Source organism: Ensifer adhaerens (assembly GCF_002007205.1).
GTDB classification, from domain to species: Bacteria; Pseudomonadota; Alphaproteobacteria; order Rhizobiales; family Rhizobiaceae; genus Ensifer; species Ensifer adhaerens_D.
The window spans coordinates 600,156-626,779 of the sequence record NZ_LAZS01000012.1; the positions used below are offsets into that span (position 1 = coordinate 600,156).

Sequence of the window (26,624 nt, forward strand, 5' to 3'; positions counted from 1 at the left end):
TCGAGCGCTCGCCCTATGCTTTGGCATTGCCGAACCGACCCCACCGTTTGATGGCCCCGCACGCTGGATCGGAGCATTCTCGATCAGAACCAGCAGAGCGATCGCTCCAGGGATGAAGGCGGATCGCCCGCCTCGTCATGATCCCTGAACGGGGAGTGCATACAGATGGAAGACGTACCACGCGTAACTGTCCCGATCGCCAGTTGCGGAGGCCAGCGATGAGCATCGTCTCGTTCCTCAATATCGGCATGCACGGCTACGTCAATCCGACGCTGCCGATCGTGGCAGAACTCGTGCGGCGCGGCCACACGGTCACCTACCACACCTTCCCCGCATTCGCGGGGAAGATCGAGGCGGCCGGTGCGAAGGTTTACCTCTACTCCGGTGAGGACATGCCCCTGCCGGATCCACCGATCCCTCTCGCATTGCTTGAAGAACTCGCACGTACCACCCTCGGCCTTTTGCCCGGCTTGCTCTCGGATCTTCGCCGCGTCGGGCCCGACCTGATCGTTCACGGAGCCGCCTGCCCATGGGGCGCGGTGGCGGCGCGTGAACTCGATGTGCCGGCGGCGGCCACGTTCACGACGTTCGCGTTCAACAGGCAGGTGCCGAGCCCCACCGGCCTCTCCCGCGCGCTGGTGGCCGCCGCGACTGCCCGTCCTCGCCTCGGCTGGGGCTACGCCCGCGCGCGCTGGGCGCTGCGCCGAAGCTACGACACCGGCGGGTTGCCTCTGATCGACCTGATGAACGCGTGCGAGCCACTCAATCTCGTCTTCACCTCCAGCGCATTTCAGCCCGGAGCCGAGGAATTCGACCCATCATACCGGTTCGTCGGGGCGAGCGTCGGTTCCCGGCCGTCCGATCCGGGGTTCGACGCCGTCCGGCTGGAGGATCCGGTGCTATACGCATCGCTGGGCACGGTGTTTGATGCAGGACCGGCCCTGTTGCGGACCTTCGCGATCGCACTGGCGCCGCTGGGTGGCACCGTTGTCGTCTCGACAGGGCAGGAGGAGCCGGCAGACCTGGGTCCGCTCCCGCCCAACGTGCTGGCCCGCCGATCCGTACCCCAACTGCAGGTGCTGGACCGGGCGGCACTTTTCGTGACGCATGGCGGCATGAACAGCGTCAACGAGGCGATGCGCGCCGGGGTGCCAACGCTCGTGGTGCCACAGGGTGCAGACCAACCGCTCGTGGCCCGGCGGGTCGTCGAACTCGGTGCAGGTCTCGCGCTCCGCACGGACGATGCCAGCGCCGAGACCGTGCAGGCGCTCGCCCGGCGTCTGTTGGACGAGCCGCGCTTCCGCGAGGCGGCGGCCGCACAGCGCGCCGCACAGGAGCAGGCCGGCGGCGCGCGGCGTGCCGCCGACGAGATCGAACGATACCTCGGCGAAGCGCGCCAAAGCGTCTTGATCGATCGCGCATGGGGGAGTGCTGAACCATGTCGATAACCGTCGCCGCCCTCCTGGTCCTCTGCGGGCTGTCCGAGAGTGCCGGGCGCGTACTGCCCCTCGTGGCAAGCAGGCCCAACGTGTCCCCGCGGCTCGTGGCCGGGCTGATGATGACCGGAACGGTCGTCGAGGCTACGGTGATGGCGCTGTGGCCCGTTGGCGCGTGGGCCGTCGCCGACCTGTTGCAACCTCTTGTCGCGCCGAACGCGGCGCCGCTGCCCGGCGCGGTCGGGCTGGCCTGGACACCCGCGTCGGTGGCCCCGCTGCTCCTGGCCGCCGTCCTCGCGTTCCCGCTGCTCGGGCCGTTCCTGCACCTCCTGCTCGTGGCGGGTGTCGGGGCTGGGTTGGCCGGCTCGCTTGCCGCGGCGTCGGGACTGGGCTGGTGGACCGCGGCCGGGTGCATCGCCGTCGCGGGCATCGGGCTTGCCGCTACCGTCGAGGTGGTCCGGCGGCTGATCGCGAGGATCATCGCCGGCGCGCGAAAGCGGGAGGCGATCGTGTGAGCGAGCCTCTCCTGCTGGTCGCCCTCCTTGTGCTCGGACCGCTCCTGCTCGTCGAAGGGTTGCTCGCCCGCCACGAGCTGATGGCCTACACCATTGGCCGACGCGCATCGGCGGCCCCACTGCCGCCGGAGGTGCCCTACGCCAGGGGGGCCGATCCAGGGCGACCGCCGGACGCCTATGTGGTCTACCTCGACGGGATCGGCAAGCGCCGGTTCACCGATACGCGCGACGGTGGCCAGCTCGTCAAGGCCGTCATTGCCGGCGCACCGGAGTTGCGTGTGCTGGGCCAGGTCCAACCCTATTCGCCGCTCGCGGCCCCGCTCGTCGGGCGCCCGGTGTGGGACTGGTTGCGGCGGCATGCCGGCATCACGCTGTTCCTGCACAACGTCATGCAGACCCTAGTCGCCGCCGACGGCCGCTACCGCCCGCTCTATAACCAGGCGGTGGGCGGCCAGATCGCCGATCAGCTCCGGCTTGCGGGCTATCAGCCCTCAAGCGGCACACCGGTCGTCCTGCTCTGCTACAGCGGTGGCGCCCAGGTGGCTACCGGTGCGGTGGGAGAGCTCTTCGATCAGCTGGGCGCTCCACTCGTCCTGATCACGCTCGGTGGTTTCCACAATGGTGCCAACGACCTTACGCATGCGCGTCACCTGTACCGGCTCACCAGCGCGAACGACTGGATCGAGCGGGTCGGCGTCTGGCTCTTCGCCCCGCGTTGGCGCTTGTGGCGGCGCAGCGGCTGGAACCGGGCCCTGGCTGCCGGGAAGGTTACGGTGCACGCGCTCGACCCCGCAACCCACGTCGGTCCCCAGAGTTACATCAGCCCGACGGCGCGGCTCGCCGACGGACGCAGCTATCTCGATCGCACCACCGCGACCGTGATCGAAATCATCCGGCGTAACTGCACCGGGACGGCGCGCGGAGCAGGTCAAGCGGCGGATCGAGGCTGACATTTTCCGATTTGCAACGGCTGCATTGGACCACGATCGTTTGCGCCTGACGCAATCAGGTCAATGCCCGTCAAGGACGGATCCTGCGATTGAACAGCGACCTCGCGGGCGCCGCGAGAGGGTTTGAAGAAAAACCGGAGACCATTGAGCCGATACGCCGCCGCGCAAACGGCCCGTCGGATTGCCAGGACATCGGCGTGATTGCGTGGAAGGATCTTGCTCTTCCAACCAAAATGGCAGCGGGGGCAAGGCACCCCGCTGCCATGTTGCATTGCCCTACATCGTCCGCGCTAAAAGTCGACGGTACGTGCGTAGAGCACATTCTCGTAGGCGGCCGTGCGCTCGGCGGCCGGGGGATAGATCCAGACCTCGTTGATCTCCTTCTTGACCTCCTTGGCTTTCGCGCCGGTGATCTCGACCTTGGAGTCCCAGCCACGTGTGAAAATCGCGTTGTCGGGGCCAAGGTCGAGGCAGGTCACGTAGACCGGCTGATCGTAGGGGAGGGTCGCTTCTGCGAGCAGGTCCGCCGCGGCATTGTGTCCGGCGAAGGCACCCAGGCGGCGGGCATGCTGGCAGGACATGACGGCATAGTTGCCCAAGGCGTCGCTCCGCGCCTTGGCCGTATCGCCGGTTGCAAAGATGCGGCTGCCTCCCGATACGCGCAGGTCGGGTTCGACGATGACCCGGCCCAGCTTGTCCCGCTCGGCGGGTAGCTGCTCGGTCAGCGGCGAGGCGCGCATGCCGGCGGACCAGATCACCGTGGAGGTTTCGATCCGCTCGCCGTTTCCAAGCGTCACACCGTTTTCGTCGAGTGCCGCGATGCCGACATTCAATCGGGTCTCCACGCCGAGCGCGCGCAGCCGCTCCTCGATGAAGGGCCGGGGCTCGCTTCCCATCGCCGGCGCGACATGCTCCGACCGATCGACGATGATGACGCGGATATCTGCATCCTTGCCAAGGATCTCGCGCAGGCGTCCTGGTATTTCGGTGGCAAACTCCAGCCCGGTGAAACCGGCGCCACCGACCACCACCGTGTTGCGCGCCTTGGATGACGGCTTCCTCGCCAGGGCATGCAGGTGGCGGTCGAGCGCCACAGCCTCCGCCAGCTGTGTTGCGGCGAAGCCGAACTCGGCGAGACCGGGGATCGGCGGAGTGAAGCCATCGCTGCCCGCCGCCAGAACCAGCCGGTCATAGGGGAGCGTCGCCGACGTACCGTCCGCCGCGACGACCGTGACCGTCGATGCCGCGCTGTCGATCGTTTCGACACTGCCCTGATGATAGTTGATGTCGGTCGCGGCGAACAAATCGCTGAGAGGCGCGACCATCTGCTCGGGATTGCGCTCATAAAGTCGCGGGCGGATGACCAATTGCGGCGCAGGCGACACCACGGTGATCGCCAATTCGTCCGGCGAGACGCCCTTTTCATGGCGCAGCCGGGAGGCGCCGAGCGCCGCCATCGTCCCCGCGAAACCGGAGCCAATGATCACGATGTTCCTAGACAAGACACTTCTCCTCGTCCCTGTTGAAGACAGCAGTAAAACAGAGGCGGCCGTTCCCGCCGTCACGCAAATTCGCGCCCGCAAGCGAGCGAGCGCGTATGGTGCGCCGGGGGGAATCCGATCGGCAAACGGTATTGATGTCCGTTGCCAGATGCCGCCGCAGATCAGGTATCCGTCCGGCGGCTGCCGAGGGAATGATGGCTCTCGTCGCCTCGAACAGTCGGCACATCCTCTTGATGCTTCATTTACAGGGAAAGCGGCCCGAAGGCATCTATGCGAAGGTTCAGGAAATTCTGTCGGGAGAATAGGCCGGTGACGGCCGGCACGGCGGTCCCATGGGATCGCGCGATCATCGCCGGGCTCTTTCGTTGGCCGCGCGGCGAGGAGCCGTCGGGAGAGGAGGGCATCGCCTCCGGCCATATTCCCTGCCTCGCATAGATCGACGACGGGCATGGGGCATAGCTGATCTTAGCCGAGCGACGTGGCGTCCTACGAGAAGTTTGATCGGGAACCTGTCCCCGCGGGGGATCCGACCTCGACGTTCGCAGTATCCGACCGGCGCTTCTGTCTGGTGGCCGGGCCGACCGAGACAGCGCAATCTTCTCCACCGACGATGTAGGTGCCATGGGCACGCGCACCGATCCACAGCGGCCAGGAAACCCGGCCGGACGGCGATCACAGGAGGAGAGAATGTATCAGGAGCAGATGAAGATGCGCAGCGGCGACGCCCCCGGTTCCAGCGTGGCGAGGCGCGAAGAACTGGTTCCGTCGCGCTATGCGGTACAGGTCGGCGAGATCGAGGTGCTGATAATCAGCGATGGCGTGCTGCCGCTGCCAACCAAGATGTTGGGGCACAACGCCGACCCGGCCCTGCGGTCGGAATGGTTGACCGACATGTTCCTCCCGCAGGACGCCTTCGACTGGGCGCTGAACGTCGTCGTGGTGAGTAGCGGCGACCAGACGATACTCATCGACGCCGGGCTAGGCTTGGACCCGGACCTGAACCTGCCGCGGGCTGGACAGTTGATCAAGCGCCTGGAGGCGGCCGGCATCGACCTTGGCTCTGTAACCGATGTGGTGCTGACCCACATGCACATGGATCACATCGGCGGCCTTCTTGTCGACGGGGTGAAGGACCAGCTGAGGCCGGATTTGCGGATCCACGTCGCGGCGGCCGAAGTCGAATTCTGGCAGTCGCCCGACTTCTCACACGTCTCCATGCCGCCTGGTTTTCCGGACGCGCTCCGGTCTGCCGCCAAGCGGTTTGCGAAGGAATATGGCAATCACCTGCGGCTGTTCGAAGACGAGTACGCCGTGGCGCCGGGCGTAATGGTCCAGCGCACCGGGGGGCACACGCCCGGTCACTGCGTGGTGCGCGTGGCGTCCGGCGGAGACCGGCTGATGTTTGCCGGCGACGCCGTATTTGCGGTCGGCTTCGACCATCCCGACTGGTACAACGGTTTCGAACACGATCCCGAGGAGGCGGCTCGTGTTCGGGTCCGCCTTCTGACGGAACTGGCAGAGACCGGAGCGTCGCTTGTGGCCACACATCTGCCGTTCCCGTCCGTCGGCCACGTGGCGGTCGACGGCGACCATTTTCGTTGGGTGCCGGTCTTCTGGGACTACTGACCGCGGACAAGCGATGGTGGCGACGACCGCCCCATGGGGCGGTCGAGGCAGCGGCTCAGCTGAGTACGGATGCCATCGCGCGAAGGACGACGACGGCCGATGCCGCGCCGGGGTCGACATGGCCGAGCGAACGCTCGCGCACGCGGGCCGCCCGGCCCTTGGCCGCCACCATCGATCGGGTCGCGTTGGCGCCAGCTTCCGCGGCAGCGACGACTTCGCTCCAGAACTCCGTGCTCGCCTTGTTGTCGGTGAGCGCGGCGCCGGCGGCGTCGGCTGCGGGCAGCCAGGCATCCAGCATTGTCTTGTCGCCGCGCTGGCCCTTGCCACGCTCACGGATGCCGGAGCCGATGGCATCGATCATGGCCGCCGTGGTGCCGAGGTCCAGATCGTTCGCGCCCGCGAGCGCCTGTGCGGCACGCCGAAAGGCCGTCGCATAGAGCGGGCCCGTCGAGGCACCGACGGCATTGAGGAAAGCGCCAGCCGCCGTTGCCATCACGTCGGCGGGCTGCGCCCGGTCGACGTCGATCTTTGCGAGCTCCGCTTTCACCGCCAGGAAACCCAACGACATTGTCGTGCCGTGGTCGGCGTCGCCGATCGCCCCGTCCAGTTCGGAAAGATGATCCTTCTCGGTCTCAACGGCGGCAGAAATCGCCTCGAACATAGCGATCAGGCGGCGCACCGCATTTTCCGACATCATTATCCTCCCAGAACGTCGCGGGGATGGTGTTTGTATCACGGACCCCGTGACGGCATATTAACTGATACGCAGGAAAGCCGTTTCGCAAGGATGGTGCAAGAGTTCGGTCAGTTCCTGGTCGAGATGCAGAATGGAGATGGAAGCCCCCACCATGTCGAGTGAGGTGCAATAGTGCCCAATCCAGTTCGCTTCAATTCCAATATTCTTGGCATCGAGCCTTTGGGCTACGCGCCGGAAGAGAAGGTAGAGCTCCATCATCGGTGTGCCGCCGAAGGAGTTGATGAGAACGGCAACGCGGTCGCCGGAGACGGCCTTCATCTCCTTGAAGATGTTGTCCATGATGCTGTCGGTGATTTCGTCCGCGGACTTGATCCGCTCGCGCGTGACACCCGGCTCGCCATGGATGCCCATGCCGATCTCCATGTCATCGGGTCCGATCTCGAAATTGTGCCGCCGGGTCTGCGGCATCGAGCAGGGTTCGAGCGCCACGCCGACGGTGTAGGTGCGCAGGTTTGCCTTTCGCGTCACCGCTTCGCAGGCTTCAAGCGGCAGGCCGCGATCACAGGCAGCACCGGCAATCTTGAAGATGAAGAAGTTTCCGGCGACCCCACGGCGCCCCTCCCGGTCTTCGACCGGCGACGACGCGATGTCATCCGTGGTAAGCACGGTACGGACCTTGATGCCCTTCTCTTCGGCGATCTCCGCCGCCATCTCGAAATTCATCACGTCGCCGGCATAGTTGCCGTAGACGAAGAGCACGCCTTCGCCGCCGGAGGCAGCGGCTGCGCATTGCACGATCGGGTCGGGCGGCGGCGAGGAAAAGATGTTGCCGACGGCAACGGCATCGGCAAGCCCCTTGCCGACATAGCCAAGGAAGCAGGGCTCGTGGCCGGTTCCGCCCCCGATCACCAGTCCGACCTTGCCGGACCTTGGGCCGTTGCGGGCGACCAGAGCACGGTTGGAACCGTTGATCGGCTGGAGGTAACCGGCATGTGCGCGAACGACGCCGTCGAGCATCTCCTCAACGACCTGGTTCGGGTTGTTCAGGAACTTCTTGACGTGGGTGCGATAAGAGCTCGGCGTCTGCGTCACCTTTGGCTTCTGCGATAGCCGCCCGTCGAGACTTGTAACGCCGTCTGCGCGCAGGATGCCATGCCCCGTGGCCGCATCGGTGATCAGCACGTTGGCGTAGCCGCCGCGCAGCGCCGCCAGCAAGGCGGGTACCTTGTCGAAACCGCCCGCAACGAGAATGCGTGTGTCGATCCTGCGCAACATGTCGAGCGAGATGCCGATGGTTCGGTCGTCGAGGGGACCCGCGACCGGCCGGCCACGCTCGTCGATGAAGCGTCCCGCGACGACGCCGATAGCGCCGGCAGCAAGATAATGCTGCAGTGATACGGATTCAAAGAAGCCGCTGGCATGGATCGTCGAATTCGGTCGCAGGGAAGAAATGCCGAACAGAACGCGATTGGCGCGCCCAAGCGTTTCGAACTGCTCCTGCAGCAGCGGCTCGTCCAAGAGCATCTCGCGCATCGCCGACGATTTGACGATTGCCGGAGCGGTGATGTTGACGCAGCGGGCGGAGACCGACTGAGCGATTGCGGCCGCGCAGAGTTCGGGCGTGTAGGAGAAGGTTGCGGTGGTGCCGCCGGTTGCCTGCACGACGGTCATGTCCTGCAGCGAAGCGATGTCGGTATGCTCTCCGACGGAAAGCACCGTGCGTCCCCAGGCGACCGCGAGCGTGTCGCCGGATTTCAAGAGCTTCGGAAGCGCCTGCGCGGCGGCCACGCCGAGGCGGTCGATCAGCGGCCGCGTATTGTCGTCGCTCGGGACGACCAGACAGTCCGTCAGACCGAAGTGCCGCTTCAGCTCCTGGGCGATCGTCAGCGAAGCCAGCCGAGCCGGTTCCAGCGAAATCTGGACAATACCCTTCTCCCGGGCCTCCGCGAGATAGCTGTTGACCGTTGCACGGGACACGCCCATCGCATCGGCGATCTCGCCCTGGGTCATGCCATCTTCGTAGTAGAGCCAGCAGGCCCAGACATAGGGATCATCGCCATAGCGCAGCGGGATTGCGTCCGACGTATCGATCGCGGCGCCGCGGTTGGCGCCGCCTTTTCGCGATGAGGATGCCCTGGTTGTCATCTGGTCTTTTTCTTCCCCGGTTTGGTTCGCGAGGATGGAAGCAACGTCGTGCTTTTGCAACCTCATAACCGTGTCGAGCGCCACGCAACCCCAAGCAATTCGTCGGGATCGTGCGGGGCTCTGGGAGAAGGCTACCGGCCGCAACAAGCTTCTCGTCGCGGCCAAGGGGCGTCAGGCAAGGCGCGAGCGGGCGCCAAGCGAAAGCTCCTTGAGGATGATAGCGCAGGATGTTGCACCCGCATCGAGTACCCCAAGGGAGCGTTCTCCGAGCCGGCTCGCGCGGCCGATCTTGGCGACGAGGTCGCGCGTCGAATCGCGGCCGGCTTCGGCGGCTGCAATCAGGGCGTCGAGCGCCGCGGAGAAACTCTTGCCCGACGAGATAGCCCCATCGAAGGCCTCGATGGCCGGAGCGAGCGTATCGATCAGCGTCTTGTCGCCGACCTTGGCGGATCCGATCGACTGGATGCCCTCGAGCCCGGCGTGCAGCATGCGGCTGTAGGCTGTCGCATCGATGGCGGGAACACCGTCGAGCTTTTCCGCGAACTCGGTGAACATCATCCCGTAGAGCGGACCCATGGAACCGCCGATCTCGGTCATCAGCACGGTGCCGAGCGTGTCCAGCGCCTCGGACAGGGTCGTTTCCTTGTCCTTCAAGCGATCCGCCGCCATGCCGAAGCCTTTGGCCATGTTGACCCCATGATCGCCGTCGCCGATCTTGCCGTCGATCTCGCTGAGATAGGCGCGGTTTTCGATGATGCGTTCTGCGAGCGACAGCACGATCGCGCCGGCATTGGCATTGCTAAACGTCTGCATCTTGCCTTCCTTCATCACAGAATGGTGGTGCAGCGGACCTCGACGTCGAGGAGCGCCTTGAGTTCGTCGTCGAGTGCCAGCACGGTGAGCGTCGCGCCAACCATCTCCAGCGATGTGAAGTAGTTGCCGATATAGGTGCGGTAGATGCTGAGACCGCGTGCGGTGATTTCCTTCTCGATGGTGTCGTTCAGGATATAGAGCTCGTTGAGCGGCGTGGCGCCGAGGCCGGAAACCAGGACCGCGACCTCGGTTCCGGACGCCAGCTTGTGATCGTCGAGCACGATCTGGCACATGTCCTTGGCGACTTCGTCGGCGGTCTTGAGCGCTTCGACGCGCACACCCGGTTCGCCATGATGGCCGATACCGACTTCCATGGTGCCGGGCTCGATCTGGAAGTTCGGATGGCCGACTGCCGGAAGCGTGCAGGGGCCGAGACCGACGCCGATCGAGCGGCAATTGTCGATCGCTTTCTGCGCCGTCGCGCGGACTTCCTCGAGGCTGGCGCCTTGCGCGGCCCTGGCGCCGCCGATCTTCCACATGAAGATCTCGCCGGCCACGCCGCGGCGCTTCTCCCGTTCTTCCGGCGGCGCCGAGCAGACGTCGTCGTTGGCAACGACGGTCAGCACCTCGATGCCGTCCTTGGCGGCAAGCTTGGTCGCCATCTTCACATTCATGTTGTCGCCGGCATAGTTTCCGTAGAGGCAGACAACACCCTTGCCGCCATTGGCTTCGCGAATGGCGTCATGAAAGCTTTTCGCGGTCGGCGACGAAAAAAGCTCACCGACGGCGACGGCGTCCAGCATGTTGCGGCCGGTGTAGCCGATGAAGGCCGGCTCGTGGCCCGAGCCGCCGCCGGTGACGACGCCGACCTTGCCGGCGACCGGTGCGTCCTTGGCGACGACGACGCGAGGATTGTCAGCCAGGCGGACGATATCGGAATGCGCCTTGACGAAGCCCTTGACGGTGTCCTCGACCACTTCGTCGGGGTTGTTGATGAACCTTTGCATGGTTTCTCCTGTGGGTAGGCTTGCGTCGTCAGAGGATGGTGTAGCCGCCGTCGATCAGAAGATCGGCGCCGTTGATCATGTCGGCTCCGGCCGATGCGAGGAAAACTGCGGCGGCGGCGATTTCCTCCGGATAGGCGAAGCGGCCTGAAGGGATCCGCTTCCTGGCGGCTTCGCCCTTCTCGCCGCTCCAGGCTTTCTTGCCGAGCTCGGTGAGCACGATGGTGGGGGAGATCGTGTTGACCTGGATACCGTGCTTGCCCCATTCGGCGGCAAAAGTCTTCGACATGCCGATGACGCCGAATTTGGATGCGCAGTAGGCGACATGTTCCTCGATCGCCACCGTGCCGGCCTGTGATGCGAGGTTGACGATCTTGCCGCCCTTGCCGGCGGCGATCATGGCGCGGCCGACCGCCTGGGTGACGAGGAAGCTGCCCTTGAGGTTGATGGCGATGGTCTTGTCCCAATGGTCGAGCGACAGCTCTTCGGCCGGAGCCAGGAACACGACGCCCGCGCTGTTGACCGCAATATCGATGCCGCCAAAGGCCGCGACCACGGCCGAAACGGCGGCATTGACCGACGCCGGATCCGAAACGTCGCAGACGAAGGGCTTGGCATCACCGCCGAGCGTCTCGGCCTTGGCTCGTGCCACATCCTCGTTGATGTCGAGAACGGCAACCTTGGCGCCCTTGGCGGCAAAGGCGGCGGCGATGGCCGCGCCGATGCCCGAGGCGCCGCCGGTTACGAGCGCCACCTTGCCGGTCAGCGGGAAATTGAGGTCGATCTGAGGGGTGGTGTCGCTCATGTCTTCTGGTTCCTCGGCGTTGCGAAGGCGGGGCGGGCATGCCGCCCCGCGTTGACGTGTCTTACTTGCGTGCTTCGAGCAGCTTATCGACGTTCTCGGTCGTGACCGGCGTCCACGGAACGTTGTATTCCTTGTCCTTGCCGTCGTTGAACGGCATGTCCGGATACTGCGCCCAGATGTCGGACTGCGGCTTGTAGTCGCCCTTCCTCGCCTGGAAGATCGCGAGGTCGAGCGCGCCCTGCGCCTGGGCGCGGGCATCCTGCAGGATCGACGTCATCGTGCCTTCCTTGACGGCCGTCAAAGCATCGGTCACGCCATCGATGCCGGCAATGGCGAAGTCATTGACGTTGAGGCCGGCCGACTTGATCGCTTCGATTGCGCCGAGCGCCATCTCGTCGTTCTGGCCGATGACGCCGTTGATCTGGCCCTTGTGCGCGGTCAGCCAGTTTTCCATCAGGGTCTGCGCTTCGGCGCGCGACCAGTTGGCGGTCTGCTGTTCCAGCACCTTCACGTCCGGGCACTCGGCGAGCGCCTTCTTGTTGCCTTCGAGACGCGAGATCTGCGCGGACTGGCCGATCGGGCCTTCGATGATGACGACGTTGCCCTTGCAGCCGATCTTGTCGAGCACGGTCTTGGCTTCCATGTAGCCGGAGACCGTGTCGTCGGAGCCGACATAGGCGGTCAGGAGATCGGAGTTGACGCGCGTGTTGGAGCCGACGACCGGAATGCCGGCGTCGTGGGCGGCCTGCACGGCGGTCGCGCCGGCCTCGATGTCGATCGGCACGAAGATGATCGCGTTGAACTGCTGCGTGATCATCGTGTTGAACTGTTCCTGCTGGACAAGTGCATCGTAGCGGCCGTCGAAGACGGTCAACTCGACTTCACCGCTCTTGACGGCGGGATGATCCTCGAGGGCCGCCGACCAGATCTGCATGAACTCGGCGTTGAGGCCGTAAGGCGCCGCGCCGATCTTGATCTTTTCCTGCGCAAGGGCCGACGAGGCGAAGAGAGCCGTGGCGGAAGCCAGGGCGATCACGAGTTTCTTCATGCTACTCCTCCATTTTTTTGGTTCCGCCGCCGTCATGACGCACGGACTGGTTGACGGCCGCCGTTTGGTGGCCGTTTTCTTGCGGGTCAGAGACCCTGATTGCGTTTCTAGTCGAGCATCACGGCGCCGACGATCAGCGCGCCCTTCAAGACCTGCTGGTAGTAGGACTGGATGCCCATCAGATCGAGGCCGTTGTTCATTACGCCGATGATGAGCGCGCCGATCAGCGTTCCCGTCACCCGGCCGACACCGCCGGAAAGGCTGGTGCCGCCGATTACAACGGCTGCGATGGCGTCGAGTTCGTAGGCGATGCCGGCCTGCGGCAGGGCGGAGCCGGTGCGCGCCGAGAGCATCATGCCTGCCAGTCCCGAAAGAGCTCCGGAGATCACGTATACGAGAAAGCGGATGCGCGTGACGTTGATGCCCGACGTCTTGGCCGCATGCGGGTTGCCGCCGACGGCATAGACATAGCGGCCGAAGCGGGTGCGCGTGAGGATCCACCAAGAGGCGGCAAAGACAACGGCCAGCAGGATGACGGGCATCGGTATGCCGAGGATGTTGCCCGTTCCGATCCAGCGGAACTCAGGTGTCAGCGCCGGTACCGGCTTGCCGCCGCCATAGATCAGCGTCATGCCGCGGGCCGCAGAAAGCATGCCGAGCGTCGCGACGAAGGCCGGAACCGAGAACCGGGAAACGATGACGCCAACGAGCGTGCCGCAGGCGACGCCGACGAGGATGCCGATCGCCAGCGCCAGAAGGAAGGGGTAGGGCGCGCCGGCGATGCCCGCGCTCGCCGAAGTGGTGGCGAAACTCGCGCTGACCATGCCGGCAAGCGCCACCACCGAGCCGACCGAAAGATCGATGCCGCGCGTGAGGATGACGAAGGTCATGCCGATCGCGAGCACGCCGTTGATAGACGTTTGCAGGAGCACGTTGGATATGTTGCCCGGCGTCAGAAAATACGGGTTCGAGACAGAAAGAATGACGGCGAGCAGTAGGAAGGCGAGGAAGATGCCGTATTCCTGGATCAGCGTGCTGCGGTTTTCGGCGGCAAACCACGGCCGGGACTGTTTGTTCTCGATGTTGGACACGGTTCAGAAGCCTCTCTTGTGTCGGGCAATCGCTGGCGGCGCGGGATTTTGGGCGCGCTCAGGTCGACAGGTGGACGAGCGCTTGCGCGTCCGTTGCGCGGCGATCGTAGATGCCGGCGGATTTTCCTTGCCGCATGACGAGGATGCGGTCGGACATGCCGAGCACTTCATCGATTTCGGACGAAATCATCACCACCGTGCCGCCGGAGGCGGTGAAGTCACAGATGATGCGGTAGATTTCCCGTTTGGCGCCGACGTCGACGCCGCGGGTCGGCTCGTCGAGCAGCAGCAGCCGCGGATTGCGCAGGAACCACTTGCCGAGCACCACCTTTTGCTGATTGCCGCCCGAGAGCCCCGAGACCGGCATGGTGTCGCGGGCGGCCTTGATGCCGAAGCGCGCTATCATCTCGGCGCTGGCGGCTGCCTCTTCGCGGCGTTTCATGACGAAGTTCGGGCTCATTTCCGGCAGGCTTGCAAGGCTGATGTTGCCGCGCACGCTGTCGCTGAGATTAAGGCCGGTCAGCTTGCGGTCTTCGGTGACGAAGGCGATGCCGCTCGCCATCGCGTTGACGGGCTTGCTCACGTCGACGCGTTCACCTTCGAGGCGAATTTCGCCTTGGCTCGGTCGATCGAGGCCGAAGATGCAGTTGAATATCTCGGTGCGGCCCGATCCCATAAGGCCGTAGATGCCGAAGATCTCACCCTTGCGGACGGAGAAGGAAATGTCGTCGATCTTGCCGGGCAGGGAGAGCCCGGAAACCTCCAGGCCGATGGTGCCCTGAGGCTCGTTCGTCTTGATGTATTCTTCGCCCAGTTCGCGGCCGACAATCATGCGGATGAGGCCGGGGCGGTCGATATCCGCCAGCAGGCCGCTATCGACATAGCCGCCATCGCGGAAAACCGTATAGGAATCGGCGATCTGAAAGATCTCCGATAGCCGGTGCGAAACATAGACGACGCCTTTGCCCTCGGCCTTCAGGCGGGCAACGGCGGCAAACAGATGCTGCGCCTCTTTTTCGCCAATGGCCGACGTCGGCTCGTCCATGAAGATCACTTCGGCTTCATGGCTGAATGCCTTCGCGATTTCGACGAGCTGCATCTGCGCGACCGAGAGATTCATCATCGTCTGCGTTGCGCGGATATTGAATTCGAGCCGGTCGAGCAGGTGCTGCGCGTCGCGGTTCATCTTCTTGAAGTCGATGCCGCCGAAACGCGCCGACGGCTCGCGCCCGAGATAGATGTTCTCGGCGACCGTCATATGCGGAACCGGGCTTAGTTCCTGCTCGATGATGGCAATGCCGGAGGCCAGCGCCTCGGCGGGGTTGCCGTAGAGAACCTCCTTGCCGCGTCGCCAGATCGTGCCGCCGTCGCGTTGCTGGATGCCCATGAGGATCGAGAGGAATGTGGATTTGCCGGCGCCGTTGCCGCCGCAAAGGGCGTGGACGGAGCCCGCCTGTAGTTCGAGCTGGCCGTTGCGTAGCGCGGCAACGCCGCCGAACGACTTCTTCAGCCCCTCAACTTTCAGCAAAGACTGCATGGCTTCCTCCCACGCTTCATTCAATTAGACAAAAATCACTGATAGATCGACATATGTCAATACAGCATTTTTACTTTTGACAACCGCGAGCCGTCTTTTGTCAATTTGGCATCGCACGCTCCCGTCAGACGAGCGGAGATACTGTTTCGCGCCTACGCGTGTCAGTTGGGCGTGCTTCGAAGGCACAGCATGAGAGATGAGTTCGTGCGTGTCGGCGCGTTCGTTGGTCACCATTGCTCGACGCTGCGGCAGCTGCAGCTGGCGGCAAGTGCGGCTGGCACCGCTTGGCGGGAAGGCACCTCGAGATCGGGGCGGGCTGAGCGCCTGACGACCACAAAGGCGCATCGCCGCGTGAAGCGAATACGTTCGGAGCCGCCGCCGATACTATGCGAACCTACTTGGGCGAACGCCTGTCCGGGTCCGTCTTCTTACCGTAGCGTTCCTGCAGCAACTTCACATATCTGCGCCTGATATCATCGACGGAAACGTCACCGTTGATCCAAAGCTTCAAGAGGGCCTGGAATTCCGCATGGTCGTCGATCGGAAAGCCGAGATCGCGCCATTTGGCGATGACGCGATCGGCTATGTCTTTACGGGTCGTCATCTCGCTTCCATCGTCTTGGGCCGTGCGGCTGTAAAGAACGTCTGTTCAAAAGACGGCCTCACGCAATGTAGCACCGATATCGACAGAGTTCCGATCGCGTTGCCGGAGTAATCATTGACACCAAGCTTCGCTCATCGGAAAAGTTCTTTAGAGCTGGAGAGGGAAAACCCATGGCAGATGAAATCAAACCGGTTGAGACCACCGCAGCCGTCGAAGCGACCACGCCGGCAGACGTGGCTGCGCCCAAGAAGCGCGGGCCGCGGGCAAAGAAGGTCGCTGCGGATGCAGCGACGGCAGAGGCAAGTGTTGCGCCGGGCGCCAAGAGGGGCCGCAAGCGCAAGGAAACCTCGACTGAGGTGAAGGCGGCAAGTCAGCCGACGCCTGCCGTCAAGGCAAGGGCAAAGGCTGCCGCCAAGGCCACCGGAAAAAGGACCGCGCCGAAGCCGTCGGCACAAGCGCCGGCTCCGGTCCTCGACGAGATTGCGGATCTTCTTCAGCTGGAGGAAGAGAATGCCCGGCTGCGCAAGGCGCTCGCCGACAAACTTCGGGCGGAGAATGCCGATCTGCGCAAGCGGCTCGGGCTCAACTGATCACTCGGTGAAAGGCCGATCGCTGATGCGGTCGGTCTTCGTCATAGCGTCTTTTCGAGATGGGCCTGGCATAAGTCCGGGGTGACGGGACATCATGAAATCACCATGGAAGTTCTTGGCTGATCTGGCGTCGAGAGGCAGAGCCGTCGAGCAGCCGGAGCGCGCGCCTGAAGCCGGGCCCGAAAAACATCATGCGCCGCCGATGGCGGCGGAAGCCCCTATTGTCGTTCCAACGCCTGTTGAGGCGACCGCGACTGTAGAGGCGGCGGCGGTCGAGGTCGAAAGCGATCCGGGTGCCGAAGGAACGGGTAGCGCTGTTGTCGAAACGGTCAGCGACAAAACACGCTCGGCCATCGCGCCCGAGCAGGCACGAGCCGCCGAGCCGGTAGCCCCGCCCAGACGAAAACCTTCCAAACAGCAGGCACGGGGCAAGAAACCGAACGCACGAAACGTTGCAGTGGCTGCCGGTGTCGAGTATGGAGTTGCAAATTCCGACGCCCGCGTGCCGCCGATCGCCTTTGCCGATGAGGTTGCCGCATTGGACGAGGACATCAGACAACTGAGGCGGCAGCTGGCAAAAAAACTGTCTTTGCAGAACGCCCAACTCAAGAAGATGCTCGAGCGATTTTGATGCGCCTGGCGCGCGCCAGCCTGCTGCTCGGGCCCCCTGGATATCGATGAAACCACAGCAGCGAAAGTTTATCGTCGAAGTGAAGTCGGCTCGCCGGCGTTCGGCAACCCGACCCGCCTCGATCTGGGGCGATACCGATCTGAAGGCGCTGGCGCGCGCGGCTGAGAGCGAAGCGCCGCATCTCTTCGCGACGGTCGGTCAAGCCGCGGACCTTGCTCCGCCTCAGAGCACCGAGGGCTCTGATCAGGATGGGGGTACGGTCGGTGGCGCTCCGCCAATCGCCGGTTCTTCAGCTTTGCCGGAAGAGGCTGTTGTCCTCCCGGCTCGCTCCGAAGACGCTTTAGCCGCGCACGTAAACGCGGATCTTCCAGTTAAGGTCTCTCAGACTCCGAAGCCTCCTCGTCCAACGCGTGTCGCACGCCGTCCGCAAAACAAGACGATGGCGACTGCCGCTCCAGTCGCCGTCGACGCGCTCGCTGCGCTCGAGGATGAAAACCGCGGACTGAAAGCTCTTCTGGCTCAGCGGCTCCGACAGGAGAATGCTCTGCTTCGACAGATGCTTGAGCGGTTTGGAGCAAACTAGGACGCCGTGAGCCGGGCTTGGTTCTCCTTTGTGTCGCCGGCGCTCCACCCATCATCCAGGGAAACCGCAAGGCCTCGAGCGCTTGTGGCGCCAAGATCGGTTCCGGTAGACGCGGTTGTTCGACGGCGGCGGTGTCGGAAGCGCGGTCAAAGTGTCCAGGAGAGTGTCTGAGTTTTGTCGCGGTGCACTTCAACATATCGTTTCCAGCGAGAAATTCCATCTTTGGTAGTGTATCTGGCTTGAGGCTTGCTTCTTCGGCCTTCGACATTGATCCGTGTTGACGATCTTTGGATCAGGGCCTTCTGTGATGGATCAGGATGAAGTGGTGTTGCACGTCCCGACGGCGGTTGCGGTCTTGAGGTGGCAGGTTTTCGGCCTACATTTCCATGGTGCTATGGAGGCTGACATGCGCATCGCAACCCGCCTTGCCCTTATCGCAATCGTCGCGGTGCTCTCCGGGGGAACCGCGAATGCGTCGGTATCCGTCAACTTCGTGCGTCCGGAGACGTCCGGGATCCCGATTTCCGCAGCGTCAGCGAGCGCAATCGGTTGATCGCGGAGTTTCGCACCTATTTCGAGAAGCTCGGTACGCGCTACTTGAAGAAAGGGCAGGCGCTTCAGATCGACGTCCTGGACGTACGGCTTGCCGGTCAATACGAACCCTGGCGACCGGACTTCGATGACGTGCGCATCCTTCGCGATTCGACGCCGCCGAGGTTCAAGCTTCGGTATGTGCTCAGAGAGAATGGGCGGGTGCTGGTCCAAGGGGAGGAGAGCGTCCGCGATTTGAACTACCTCTGGAACTCGTCGGGCCGCGCCGCGATGGAGCCGCACCCCTATGAAAAGGCGATGCTGCGCGATTGGTTCCGAAAGCGCTTCGTCAGGCTTCAGCCCGCCAGACCCTGATGGTCACACGCTCCGATTTCGGCCTTGTGCTGCCCGCGCGGCGAGCCGTCGGCCGATCCAGGAAAGGTAGGAGCAGGAGATGAGGAACCAGACGCCGACGAAGGCATAGGCCTCCAGCGCCTGATTGCCCCAAGCGACGTCGCTGAAGGCCATGCGCGCGGTGGCGCTGAGGTCGTGCAGGCCGAGGATCACGACAAGGGACGTATCCTTGTAGGCGCCGATGGTGCTGTTGACCAAAGCGGGCATGGCCCGCTCGATCGCCTGTGGCAAGAGCACCAGGCGGGCACTCTGCCAGAAGCCGAGACCGAGCGAAGAGGCTGCCTCCTGTTGGCCGACCGGCAGGGCAATGAGACCGCTGCGCACATCCTCGGCGAAATAGGCGGCATGGAAGAAGACGAGGGCAATGGGGACCGCCACGATCGGATCGATGGCCATGCCCTTGGGGAGCGTCAGTGGCAGCACGAAGACCCCGACGAAGAGCAGCGTCACCATCGGTACGCCACGCATGATCTCCACATAAGCGCCTGCGGCACGGTGCAGCAACCGATGGCGCGTCTGGTAACGGGCGAGCGCGAGGAGTACCCCGACCGGCAGCGCCAGGGCGAGCGCGATGGTGGAAAGGATGAGGAGGATCGGCAGGCCGTTCCATCTGGTGGCATCAACGGTAACGAGACCGAGGATGCCGCCGCCCATGAGTGCGAAGGACGCGGCCATGCCCGCCAGCCAGAGCCCGGCAAAGAGCCTCATGTCCGGCCAGCGCCCGCTGACAGCCATCTGGCCGGTGGCGATGGAAAGGCCGAGCAGCAGGAGCGAGACGAGCATCGGCCGCCACTGCTCGTCGAACGGATAGGTGCCGAACAGGATGAAGCGGGATTTCTCCATCCAGAAGGGCCAGCAGGCGCCCGCAGCCTCGGCGCAGGCGGCCGGATCGGCGAGGGGCGGCACGGCCGACAGGACGAGCCAATCGGCAACGGTCCAAAGGATGGCGAGCACGAGGCCACCACTTGCCAGCGACAGGAAGCTAGCCCCCGGTCGGGAAAGCTGCCTCAGCAGCCAGGCGGAAAACCGGCCGGAGCCAATCGATTGCGTCACGCCGCTCATCGCTCGCCCCTTCCTTCCCGGGCGCGAGTGCCCGCGCTCCAATGGTTCAGCACGCCCGTGAGCACAAGGCAGAGCAGCAGGTAGATCGACATGGTGATCAGCATGGTTTCCAGCGGCCGGAAGGTCTGGTTGATCGCGGTTCCGGCAACCGACATGAGGTCCGAATAACCGACCGCAATCGAGATCGAGGTGTTCTTCAGGAGATTGGCGAACTGGTTGTTGAGAGGCGGAACGACCGTGCGCAGCACCTGGGGCATGATGACGAGCCGGTTGGTCTGGCCGCCCTTGAGGCCGAGCGCCGCCGCGGCCTCGATCTGGCCCTTCGGAACGGCCTCGATGCCGCCGCGTAGCACCTCGGCGATCTGCGCGCCGTGATAAAGGCCAAGTGCCACGGCCACGGTGCAGAACTGGATGGAAAGGGCGGCGCCGCCCTCCACCGAAAATCCTGCAAGGGCGGGCCAGGAGAGCCCGAGCGGCGCGCTGAGCGCGATGGCAAGTACCGTCGGGACAGCGACGCAAAGGGCAAGCGCAACGGGCAGAACGGCCATGCGACGGCCGGTCAGGGCCTGGCGGCGGGTGGCATGGCGCGCCCACAGCCAGATGAGCGCGCAAACGAGAAAGAGGCTTGCGAGGAGCCAGAGCGTATTGCGCGGATCTTGCGAAAGCCAGGGCAGGTAGATCGCCCGGTTGGAGATCGTGAAGGGGCCGAGCACCAGCGCCTGCCGGATGGCAGGCAGTCCGTTCACCGCAGTGACGAAGATGATCAAGAGAACCAAGATCTTCGGCAGGTTGCGGAAGAGTTCGACATAGGCGAGCGCGAAGAAGCGCGCGGCCGGCGATGCGCTGACGCTGAGAAGGCCGAGCAGCAGGCCGGCAAGCGATGCGATGACGAGGCTCGCGGCCGCGACGACGACGGTGTTGGCAAGGCCGGCGAGGATCGCCCGCAGATAGCTGTCATTCGCCCCATAGGGGATGAGCGTTTCGCTGAGATCGAAGCCGGCCTGCTGGGTGAGAAAGGCAAAGCCCGGCCGGATGCCGGCCGCGAGCATGTTGGAATGGACGTTGAACGCGATGACGGCGACGGCCGCGAGGATCGCAAGGCCGACACCGATGTCGGCCAGGGAAACAGCAGGTCCTGCCTTGGGCGGACCGTCCTGCGGGACGCGAGGAATTTGCAGTTTTCGGTCCATGGGTGCGCTCAGGGATTGATTTCGGCGGGTAGGGCAAAGCGGGCGGCCAGCGCCTTCTGCGCCTCGGTCTCCGGCCCGGACCCGGCGCTTGCGACAAGGGCGGTCGCCTCAGCCAGATCATGGCCGAAAGCACGCAGAATGCAGATGGCGAAGGTGCCGGTGCGGCCTATGCCGGCCGCGCAATGGACGAAGACGCGGTCGCCCGCAGAAATCGCCCGCGCCGTCTCGCCGGCAAGCGCGAAGAGGCCGGCCTCGTCCCCGGGCACGCCAAAATCCGCGATCGGGAACCGCACGACGGGAACATCCATCCCGCCGCCAAGGGCAGCAGCGTAGCCGGGCGCCTTCGCCTCGATCTCCGCAGGCGGGGTGAGGCAGACGATGCGGGTGATCTTTTGCGCGCGCAGGTCGTCCATGTCGTCGCCGAACGGGCGCAGACGACCGGGCATCGGCCCGAGCCAGAGTGTGCCGGCAATGCCTGACGGCAGCCGGAGGGGGCGCAGGAAATGTGTATCGCTCATCAGATTTCCGCCGCGACGCCCGAGAGAAGGTCGGCCGGCGTCTGCGCCGTCGACACCGCTGCCACGGTCGTGCGCAGCGCCGAGAATGCCGCCTCGATATCCGCATTCACTGCCTGCATGCGCCAGCGGATCACCCGCCAGTGCAGGGCGGCATGGGCCTCGGCGGCGATGGGGTCGAGAACCAGGCCGGAGACCAGTTCGAGAAACCGGGCGCGGATGGCAAAGTAGCTTTCGACACGCGCCTCGCCGGGGTTGGCGGCAAGTTCGCCGATCGTGGCGATCTGGATGCGGGCGGGCATGGCAAAATTCGGCACGCAGCATCGCGTGCACAGGGTCAGCATGTCCGACAGCATGGAAAAATGCAGGTTGCGCTGGGCGGGATCGAGCGTGCTCACCACCGTGCCCACGCCCGAGCGCGTTTCGAGCAGATGCTCGAAGGCAAGCCGCTGCAGGACCTGGCGGATCGGCGTGCGGCTGACGCCGAACTCCTGCGCCAGCTTGCCCTCGTGCAGCATCATCGGCGTATCGGGATCGGTCGTGCAGATGCGGAAGCGCAACTCCTGAAGCATATCCTCCGAACGGGGCGGACCGGATCTCGATGTTTGCGGCAAGCTCACGCTTTCCCCTTTCCTGTGCTTTGGCGCGCATGCGCGCGGCCGTTGTCCCGGTTGTGCAGCCAGTCTTCCTGAAGCGGGCTTTCGACCGATTCCGGAAAGGCCCGGCGCACCGTCGACAGGGCCTCCTCGACCGAAAGGCCCCGCGCGTTGAGAATGTGCGCGGCGATCATGCCGCTGCGACCGGCGCCGTAGCTGCAGCAGAGGGCAATGGCGCGGTCCCTGACCAGCAGAGCCGAAGCCCGCCCCTCCAGCCGTCGCCACGCCCGCATCCACGCCGCGCCGGGTGCGGAAAAATCGTCGATCGGCAAGGCGGTAAACGCCATGCCCCACCGCCTGACGTGCCTGCGCAGCAGGGTTCGGTAGCCGGGCGGGCAGTCGCCGTCGCGCGCCAAGAACAGGAAGAGATCGGTCCCGCAGGCGGCAAGTGCTGCGAGCGTCTCGTCGATGCCCTCGGGATCGACCCAGAGCTCGCCGCGAGGATCGATCGTCACGCCGGGCGCGCCGAGGGTCACGAGGCGTCCCCCGCCGGGGCAGTCGACGGTGGCGCGGATGGATATGGGTTCGTCTCTATCCGCCACGCCGCCGTGCCTCCTTCTGGCCGCTCGCCTCACCGTATCGGATAGGCGTACATCAGGCCACCATTGCTGGTCGAGGCGTTCTGGCTGCCTTCGCGCGTGAGCTTGAAGGGCGTCGCGGGACCGAGATGGCGGTCGAACACTTCACCATAGGAGCCGACCTGCTTGATCACCTGGTAGGCCCAGTCGGCGGGCAGCTTCATCTTGGCGGCCATGTCCGCGGCCGCGCCGTCCTTGGCGAAGAGACGCTGCACGGCCTTCGGCTGCTTGTCGAGATCGGCGATGGTCGCATCGACATTGGTCGAGTTGATGCCAAGCTCGTCGGCATTCAACATGACCTGGAAGGCCCAGCGCACGGCCTTTTCCAGGGTCTCATCCGGCTGGGTCACCAGCGTCAGCGGCTCGGCGGAGATGATTTCCGGCAGGAGTTCGTAGTCGTCTGGGTTCTTGGCGAGACGGCGGTCGGCGGCAAGCGCCGTCATGTCGGAGGCGTAGGCGTCGCACTTGCCGGCGAAGAAGGCCTGCAGGCGCGCGGTCTTGTCGGCAATGTTCTCGACCTTGTAGCTAAGCCCCTGGGCAGCGAACCAGTCGGCGATGTTGAGCAGCGTCGTCGAGCCGTCCTCGGCGCAGATCGTCGCGCCCTTCAATTCTGCGGCGGATTTCACGCCCAGCGCCTTCGGGACCATAAAGCCCTGGCCGTCATAGAATGTGGTCGCGACGAAGGCGAGGCCGGGATCGGCCGAGCGCGTGCCGGTTTCCGTGACCGAGCGGGAGGCCATGTGCGCCTGGCGGGAGACCAGGCTCTTCAGCGAGTCGGAAAAGCCGATGCCGCGGATGTCCGCCTTGCTCGCATCGCCGAGGATCGCGGCTGCCGCCATGCGGCAGAAATCGGCATTGAAGCCCTGGAAGATGCCGGCGCTGTCAGGCACGGAGAAGCCGGGCGCACTGGGGCTGACGAGGCAGACGAGCTTGCCGCCGGAGACCACATCATCGAAAACCGGACCGGCCTGAGCATGGGACGTAATGGCAAGACTGGCGGCGCAGGCGAGCGCTGCCGCGAGATAAGACCGAAGCATGATGTTTTCCCCCTCTTTGTCAGGTAAAGACAGCTATACCTGTATACATGTGTAACGTATGAGCGGTTTTTCCTGCTGTCAACGGGGTAGTAGCGGGACAAAACCGAATGCCGACGGCCGTCAACGCTTGCCGGCGCCGGAGGCGATGGAGACCGTGCGCGAGGGTTCAGGTTCGCGCCCTGCGGTATGCCGGGCACGGCCGAGCATGTGCAGGCCGTGGCCCATGAGGGACTTCACCAAAGATCCCAACGAAGGCCGCCAACCATCTGAAAAATATGGACACGATGCGTGTTCTTGGAGGCCAATTAGCTAGGCTTCAACCACTGAGTTCAAGCGCAAAACGGTCATCCGATGCGCCGCTGGCGATGATCGACAGCGGGGCAGGACGCCTGGGTTCAGGCTTTGCGGCGAAAAGACAGAAAAGATCAGGATGTGCCGCAGCGGCCCCGGAGTGTTGCGGAGCCGATCGACGTCTTGGCCCCCACGGTCAGGTCGCGGGGCTGTAAATGTCGAGATCAGATGCGGAGTCGATCTCGCCCCAGCTTCCCCGTAGGCGACCGTCTTTACCGCCATCCTGCCGGCCTCGATCACCCTCTAGTCGAGCATGACCATATGCGCGGGCAGTTGTTCCTCGAAGAATTTCGAGAACGTTGCGATGCGGGGCGGCAGGGCCTGGTAGGGCGGATAGTAGAGTGTCAGCCAGAGGTCCGGTGGCGACCAGCCACGCAAGACATGGACGAGCCGGCCGCTGCGGATATGCTCGGCGATATCAAACCCGGGCAGCATCGCCACGCCGGCGCCATCTGCGGCCATGTCGGCAAGCACTTCGCCATTGTTGGCGCTGAATGCCCTTCCAGCAACGATGGTGATGCTTGAGCCACTGTCGGAAAGCAGCCAGTTCTCCCGTCGGCTTTCGCCGCTGTAAGCGAGGCAATCGTCCGGGCTCAGTTCACTCGGGTGCTGCATCTCCGTAAACCGGCTGCCGGGCGCTGCCACCAGTATCCTCGGGACCACCTTGATCTTGCGCCAGATCGTAAATTTGTCCGACGGCGCCGACGAAATGCGGATCGCGAGATCGTAGTCGTCATCGACGATGTCGATCAGGCCGTCCGAGAGCGAGATCTCGAAGCACATTTTCGGGTAGAGTTCCCGAAAGCCGGAAAGGATCGGCGGCAGCACCCTCTTGCCGAGCCAGGTCGGTGCGCTGATCCTCAAACGCCCCTGGTCGGCCTTGTGGGCGTTCTTGACGTCGCGCCGCGCGTTTTCGAGCGTTTCGACTGCCGGCTGGATCTGGGCGGCGAAAACGGCGCCGTCCGTCGTCAGGGACACCTGGCGCGTTGTGCGAACGAACAACTGCACTCCGAGATCATCTTCAAGCGCCGCGATCGCCCGCGTGACGGCGGCGGGGGTCATGTCGAGCTCGCGGGCAACCTGAGCGAAGTTGCGCTTCTCGGCGGCCATCAGGAAGATCTTCAGGGCTTTGTGGTCGTTCATCTTCTATTGTTTCAAAAATCGCAATTCAATCGAGAGAAATATTGCAATTCCGCGAGGTAATCAAGCCGCGTACATCTCTTCCCATCAACGAACAACGTCAATGAGAAAGGCACGGCCATGATCAAGGATATCAGGGGACTGCACCACGTCACTTCCATGGCGTCGGATGCGCGAGAGAATAACAGGTTCTTCACCGACACGCTCGGTCTTCGCCGGGTGAAGAAGACGGTCAACTTCGATGATCCGAGTGTGTACCACCTCTATTATGGCGACGAGAAGGGTACGGCCGGTACCGTCATGACGTACTTTCCGTTCCCGCACATGATGATCGGGCGGCCGGGCGTCGGCGAAGTCGGCGAAACGCAGTTCTCCATTCCCAAGGGGGCGCTGTCCTTCTGGAAAGACCGGCTCGTTGCGCAAGGTGTGGCCGGTATTCAGGCCGACACGGTGTTCGGTGCCCAACGCCTGCGCTTCACCGGCCCCGATGGTGACGGCCTTGCCCTGATCGAATCGGCCGAGGATGCCCGCGCCCCCTGGCTTGCCGAGGGCATTTCCGAAGCCAATGCCATCCGCGGCTTCAGCGGTGCGCGTTTCAACCTTCACGACACGGCGGCGACCGAGGAGCTCCTGCGTTTCATGGGCTATGAGCGGTCAGAAGTCGAAGGAGATGTCACGCGGTTCGTCATTCCCGGCGGCAACGGTGCAGACACGATCGACCTGGCCGCGCTGCCGAAGACACCGTTTGCGCGTCAGGGTGCGGGTTCGGTCCATCACATCGCCTTTGCGGTCGAGAACCGTGAAAAGCAACTCGAAGTGCGCAAGGCCCTGATGGACACCGGCTACCAGGTCACGCCCGTCATCGATCGCGACTATTTCTGGGCGATCTACTTCCGCACACCGGGCGGGATCCTGTTTGAGATCGCAACCAACGAACCCGGCTTCGACCACGACGAGGACACCGCCCATCTCGGCGAGGCTCTGAAGCTGCCGAACCGCTACGAGCCCTTCCGCAACCAGATCGAGGCGAACCTCGTTCCGCTTGCTGCATGAGATCGGCGCCTGACCGGTGCCATCCGCACGCAGCGCAGCCTCCCTGGGAAACGCATCGGCCCCCATGCGGCCGATGAAGCGACAGGCAATGCCACTCTGACCCGCTGGATCGGAGTGGCAACCACACCAATCAAGGATCACCGTCATGAAACTCTATCTGATGTCACTCGGCGCCGGACTTCTGGTCGGTGTTGTCTACAGCCTCCTCAACGTTCGCTCGCCGGCGCCGCCGGTCATCGCGCTCGTCGGCCTTCTTGGAATTCTCGTCGGCGAACAGATCGTTCCTTTTGCCAAAACTCTCTGGGGCAAGGAGCCGGCGGTGATTTCCTGGATCAACCAGATCAAACCTCACATGTTCGGTCACATGCCAAGGGGAGAAGACCGCAGCGACGTGGCAGCAACGCGACGGGTTCGCGTCACGTCCGACAGTTGAGCCCGCGCCGGGAGCCGGCGCTTACGGGCAAGTCTGCTCGACACCGGCATTGCAACCTCACAGGCAAACAGCGAAACTTTGACGGGC

General features: G+C 64.1%; 28 protein-coding genes. 11 read left to right on the plus strand and 17 right to left on the minus strand.

Translation table 11 applies throughout. The features are described 5' to 3' along the window. Positions 1-218: 218 nt before the first annotated feature. Genes XB14_RS27580 through XB14_RS27590 form a run of 3 tightly spaced genes read left to right on the plus strand, consistent with a single transcriptional unit; the run spans position 219 to position 2,901 of the window. Positions 219-1,448, plus strand: coding sequence for a macrolide family glycosyltransferase (locus tag XB14_RS27580; RefSeq protein WP_077966556.1), 1,230 nt, complete (start codon positions 219-221; stop codon positions 1,446-1,448). Next, positions 1,439-1,951 (plus strand): hypothetical protein, encoded by a 513-nt coding sequence (locus tag XB14_RS27585; protein ID WP_077966557.1) that lies wholly within the window; start codon positions 1,439-1,441, stop codon positions 1,949-1,951. The genes XB14_RS27580 and XB14_RS27585 overlap by 10 nt, the downstream gene beginning before the upstream one ends. Further along, entirely contained in the window at positions 1,948-2,901 is a 954-nt protein-coding gene (locus tag XB14_RS27590) for a hypothetical protein (protein WP_077966558.1), read from the plus strand. Before XB14_RS27585 ends, XB14_RS27590 begins: the two co-directional genes overlap by 4 nt. A gap of 290 nt (positions 2,902-3,191) precedes the next feature. Here XB14_RS27590 and XB14_RS27595 read toward each other — a convergent pair whose 3' ends face one another. Beyond that, a complete protein-coding gene (locus XB14_RS27595; protein WP_077966559.1) occupies positions 3,192-4,403 on the minus strand; it encodes an NAD(P)/FAD-dependent oxidoreductase in 1,212 nt (403 codons plus the stop codon). A 702-nt stretch (positions 4,404-5,105) separates the two neighbouring features. Between XB14_RS27595 and XB14_RS27600 the strand changes: the two genes are divergently transcribed. Beyond that, complete coding sequence (locus tag XB14_RS27600; protein WP_179119709.1) at positions 5,106-6,029, plus strand: MBL fold metallo-hydrolase; 924 nt, start codon at positions 5,106-5,108, stop codon at positions 6,027-6,029. 55 nt (positions 6,030-6,084) lie between these two features. Here XB14_RS27600 and dhaL (XB14_RS27605) read toward each other — a convergent pair whose 3' ends face one another. From dhaL (XB14_RS27605) to XB14_RS27645, 9 genes are all read right to left on the minus strand, one after another. Then, positions 6,085-6,723 carry a dihydroxyacetone kinase subunit DhaL gene (gene dhaL / locus XB14_RS27605; RefSeq protein WP_077966563.1) on the minus strand — a complete coding sequence of 213 codons (639 nt, stop codon included), beginning with the start codon at positions 6,721-6,723 and terminating at the stop codon, positions 6,085-6,087. Between the two features lie 60 nt (positions 6,724-6,783). Then, on the minus strand, positions 6,784-8,871 hold the full coding sequence (locus XB14_RS27610) for a bifunctional sugar-binding transcriptional regulator/dihydroxyacetone kinase subunit DhaK (RefSeq protein ID WP_077966566.1): 2,088 nt from the start codon (positions 8,869-8,871) through the stop codon (positions 6,784-6,786). 171 nt (positions 8,872-9,042) lie between these two features. Then, on the minus strand, positions 9,043-9,684 hold the full coding sequence (gene dhaL, locus XB14_RS27615; RefSeq protein WP_077967781.1) for a dihydroxyacetone kinase subunit DhaL: 642 nt from the start codon (positions 9,682-9,684) through the stop codon (positions 9,043-9,045). Positions 9,685-9,698: 14 nt separating this feature from the next. After that, positions 9,699-10,691: a dihydroxyacetone kinase subunit DhaK gene (locus tag XB14_RS27620; RefSeq protein WP_077966584.1), complete on the minus strand. Its 993-nt coding sequence runs from the start codon at positions 10,689-10,691 to the stop codon at positions 9,699-9,701. A gap of 28 nt (positions 10,692-10,719) precedes the next feature. After that, positions 10,720-11,493: a GolD/DthD family dehydrogenase gene (locus XB14_RS27625; RefSeq protein ID WP_077966586.1), complete on the minus strand. Its 774-nt coding sequence runs from the start codon at positions 11,491-11,493 to the stop codon at positions 10,720-10,722. Between the two features lie 61 nt (positions 11,494-11,554). After that, positions 11,555-12,541: a substrate-binding domain-containing protein gene (locus XB14_RS27630; RefSeq protein ID WP_077966588.1), complete on the minus strand. Its 987-nt coding sequence runs from the start codon at positions 12,539-12,541 to the stop codon at positions 11,555-11,557. Positions 12,542-12,648: 107 nt separating this feature from the next. After that, entirely contained in the window at positions 12,649-13,632 is a 984-nt protein-coding gene (locus XB14_RS27635; RefSeq protein ID WP_077966590.1) for an ABC transporter permease, read from the minus strand. Positions 13,633-13,690: 58 nt separating this feature from the next. Continuing rightward, positions 13,691-15,169: a sugar ABC transporter ATP-binding protein gene (locus XB14_RS27640; RefSeq protein WP_077966592.1), complete on the minus strand. Its 1,479-nt coding sequence runs from the start codon at positions 15,167-15,169 to the stop codon at positions 13,691-13,693. Between the two features lie 394 nt (positions 15,170-15,563). Then, on the minus strand, positions 15,564-15,773 hold the full coding sequence (locus tag XB14_RS27645; RefSeq protein WP_077966594.1) for a hypothetical protein: 210 nt from the start codon (positions 15,771-15,773) through the stop codon (positions 15,564-15,566). Positions 15,774-15,943: 170 nt separating this feature from the next. Here XB14_RS27645 and XB14_RS27650 point away from each other — a divergent pair, with 170 nt between their 5' ends. The 5 genes from XB14_RS27650 to XB14_RS27670 all read left to right on the plus strand — a co-directional run bounded on the left by XB14_RS27650 (position 15,944) and on the right by XB14_RS27670 (position 18,483). Next, positions 15,944-16,363, plus strand: coding sequence for a hypothetical protein (locus XB14_RS27650; protein ID WP_077966596.1), 420 nt, complete (start codon positions 15,944-15,946; stop codon positions 16,361-16,363). Between the two features lie 94 nt (positions 16,364-16,457). Further along, positions 16,458-16,994 (plus strand): hypothetical protein, encoded by a 537-nt coding sequence (locus XB14_RS27655; protein ID WP_143348562.1) that lies wholly within the window; start codon positions 16,458-16,460, stop codon positions 16,992-16,994. A gap of 46 nt (positions 16,995-17,040) precedes the next feature. Then, positions 17,041-17,577 carry a hypothetical protein gene (locus XB14_RS27660; RefSeq protein WP_077966600.1) on the plus strand — a complete coding sequence of 179 codons (537 nt, stop codon included), beginning with the start codon at positions 17,041-17,043 and terminating at the stop codon, positions 17,575-17,577. 406 nt (positions 17,578-17,983) lie between these two features. Then, positions 17,984-18,130 carry a hypothetical protein gene (locus XB14_RS33395; protein WP_179119690.1) on the plus strand — a complete coding sequence of 49 codons (147 nt, stop codon included), beginning with the start codon at positions 17,984-17,986 and terminating at the stop codon, positions 18,128-18,130. Continuing rightward, positions 18,127-18,483 (plus strand): DUF3016 domain-containing protein, encoded by a 357-nt coding sequence (locus tag XB14_RS27670; protein WP_234804156.1) that lies wholly within the window; start codon positions 18,127-18,129, stop codon positions 18,481-18,483. The genes XB14_RS33395 and XB14_RS27670 overlap by 4 nt, the downstream gene beginning before the upstream one ends. Before the next feature lie 3 nt (positions 18,484-18,486). Here XB14_RS27670 and XB14_RS27675 read toward each other — a convergent pair whose 3' ends face one another. The 7 genes from XB14_RS27675 to XB14_RS27705 form a co-directional block, all read right to left on the minus strand. Next, positions 18,487-19,584, minus strand: a complete 1,098-nt coding sequence (locus tag XB14_RS27675; RefSeq protein ID WP_077966606.1) for an amino acid ABC transporter permease — start codon at positions 19,582-19,584, stop codon at positions 18,487-18,489. Beyond that, complete coding sequence (locus tag XB14_RS27680) at positions 19,581-20,774, minus strand: ABC transporter permease subunit (RefSeq protein WP_077966608.1); 1,194 nt, start codon at positions 20,772-20,774, stop codon at positions 19,581-19,583. Before XB14_RS27680 ends, XB14_RS27675 begins: the two co-directional genes overlap by 4 nt. A gap of 8 nt (positions 20,775-20,782) precedes the next feature. After that, on the minus strand, positions 20,783-21,292 hold the full coding sequence (locus tag XB14_RS33400; protein WP_077966611.1) for a protein-tyrosine phosphatase family protein: 510 nt from the start codon (positions 21,290-21,292) through the stop codon (positions 20,783-20,785). Next, positions 21,292-21,861 carry a GntR family transcriptional regulator gene (locus XB14_RS27690; RefSeq protein ID WP_077966617.1) on the minus strand — a complete coding sequence of 190 codons (570 nt, stop codon included), beginning with the start codon at positions 21,859-21,861 and terminating at the stop codon, positions 21,292-21,294. Before XB14_RS27690 ends, XB14_RS33400 begins: the two co-directional genes overlap by 1 nt. Before the next feature lie 44 nt (positions 21,862-21,905). Next, positions 21,906-22,487 (minus strand): protein-tyrosine phosphatase family protein, encoded by a 582-nt coding sequence (locus tag XB14_RS27695; RefSeq protein ID WP_143348564.1) that lies wholly within the window; start codon positions 22,485-22,487, stop codon positions 21,906-21,908. 29 nt (positions 22,488-22,516) lie between these two features. Beyond that, positions 22,517-23,560, minus strand: a complete 1,044-nt coding sequence (locus tag XB14_RS27700) for a transporter substrate-binding domain-containing protein (protein WP_077966619.1) — start codon at positions 23,558-23,560, stop codon at positions 22,517-22,519. A gap of 594 nt (positions 23,561-24,154) precedes the next feature. Next, on the minus strand, positions 24,155-25,054 hold the full coding sequence (locus XB14_RS27705; protein WP_077966620.1) for a LysR family transcriptional regulator: 900 nt from the start codon (positions 25,052-25,054) through the stop codon (positions 24,155-24,157). Positions 25,055-25,171: 117 nt separating this feature from the next. On the opposite strand from XB14_RS27705, the gene XB14_RS27710 reads away from it, so the two are divergent. Beyond that, the gene (locus XB14_RS27710) at positions 25,172-26,104 is read left to right on the plus strand and encodes a VOC family protein (protein ID WP_077966621.1); all 933 of its coding nucleotides are present in this window, start codon (positions 25,172-25,174) and stop codon (positions 26,102-26,104) included. 145 nt (positions 26,105-26,249) lie between these two features. After that, a complete protein-coding gene (locus tag XB14_RS27715) occupies positions 26,250-26,537 on the plus strand; it encodes a XapX domain-containing protein (protein WP_077966622.1) in 288 nt (95 codons plus the stop codon). Positions 26,538-26,624: the final 87 nt, after the last annotated feature.

Excerpts from the sequence above, each read along its gene's own strand:
- XB14_RS27705 (WP_077966620.1), bottom strand. The coding sequence starts at position 25,054 with ATGAACGACCACAAAGCCCTGAAGATCTTCCTGATGGCCGCCGAGAAG.
- XB14_RS27655 (WP_143348562.1), top strand. The coding sequence starts at position 16,458 with ATGAAATCACCATGGAAGTTCTTGGCTGATCTGGCGTCGAGAGGCAGA.
- XB14_RS27620 (WP_077966584.1), bottom strand. The coding sequence starts at position 10,691 with ATGCAAAGGTTCATCAACAACCCCGACGAAGTGGTCGAGGACACCGTC.
- XB14_RS27600 (WP_179119709.1), top strand. The coding sequence starts at position 5,106 with ATGAAGATGCGCAGCGGCGACGCCCCCGGTTCCAGCGTGGCGAGGCGC.
- XB14_RS33395 (WP_179119690.1), top strand. The coding sequence starts at position 17,984 with ATGCGCATCGCAACCCGCCTTGCCCTTATCGCAATCGTCGCGGTGCTC.
- XB14_RS27660 (WP_077966600.1), top strand. The coding sequence starts at position 17,041 with ATGAAACCACAGCAGCGAAAGTTTATCGTCGAAGTGAAGTCGGCTCGC.
- XB14_RS27715 (WP_077966622.1), top strand. The coding sequence starts at position 26,250 with ATGAAACTCTATCTGATGTCACTCGGCGCCGGACTTCTGGTCGGTGTT.
- XB14_RS27700 (WP_077966619.1), bottom strand. The coding sequence starts at position 23,560 with ATGCTTCGGTCTTATCTCGCGGCAGCGCTCGCCTGCGCCGCCAGTCTT.
- XB14_RS27585 (WP_077966557.1), top strand. The coding sequence starts at position 1,439 with ATGTCGATAACCGTCGCCGCCCTCCTGGTCCTCTGCGGGCTGTCCGAG.
- XB14_RS33400 (WP_077966611.1), bottom strand. The coding sequence starts at position 21,292 with ATGAGCGATACACATTTCCTGCGCCCCCTCCGGCTGCCGTCAGGCATT.
- XB14_RS27630 (WP_077966588.1), bottom strand. The coding sequence starts at position 12,541 with ATGAAGAAACTCGTGATCGCCCTGGCTTCCGCCACGGCTCTCTTCGCC.
- dhaL (WP_077966563.1), bottom strand. The coding sequence starts at position 6,723 with ATGTCGGAAAATGCGGTGCGCCGCCTGATCGCTATGTTCGAGGCGATT.
- XB14_RS27675 (WP_077966606.1), bottom strand. The coding sequence starts at position 19,584 with ATGAGCGGCGTGACGCAATCGATTGGCTCCGGCCGGTTTTCCGCCTGG.
- XB14_RS27650 (WP_077966596.1), top strand. The coding sequence starts at position 15,944 with ATGGCAGATGAAATCAAACCGGTTGAGACCACCGCAGCCGTCGAAGCG.
- XB14_RS27580 (WP_077966556.1), top strand. The coding sequence starts at position 219 with ATGAGCATCGTCTCGTTCCTCAATATCGGCATGCACGGCTACGTCAAT.
- XB14_RS27610 (WP_077966566.1), bottom strand. The coding sequence starts at position 8,871 with ATGACAACCAGGGCATCCTCATCGCGAAAAGGCGGCGCCAACCGCGGC.
- dhaL (WP_077967781.1), bottom strand. The coding sequence starts at position 9,684 with ATGCAGACGTTTAGCAATGCCAATGCCGGCGCGATCGTGCTGTCGCTC.
- XB14_RS27625 (WP_077966586.1), bottom strand. The coding sequence starts at position 11,493 with ATGAGCGACACCACCCCTCAGATCGACCTCAATTTCCCGCTGACCGGC.
- XB14_RS27710 (WP_077966621.1), top strand. The coding sequence starts at position 25,172 with ATGATCAAGGATATCAGGGGACTGCACCACGTCACTTCCATGGCGTCG.
- XB14_RS27645 (WP_077966594.1), bottom strand. The coding sequence starts at position 15,773 with ATGACGACCCGTAAAGACATAGCCGATCGCGTCATCGCCAAATGGCGC.
- XB14_RS27640 (WP_077966592.1), bottom strand. The coding sequence starts at position 15,169 with ATGCAGTCTTTGCTGAAAGTTGAGGGGCTGAAGAAGTCGTTCGGCGGC.
- XB14_RS27680 (WP_077966608.1), bottom strand. The coding sequence starts at position 20,774 with ATGGACCGAAAACTGCAAATTCCTCGCGTCCCGCAGGACGGTCCGCCC.
- XB14_RS27690 (WP_077966617.1), bottom strand. The coding sequence starts at position 21,861 with ATGCTTCAGGAGTTGCGCTTCCGCATCTGCACGACCGATCCCGATACG.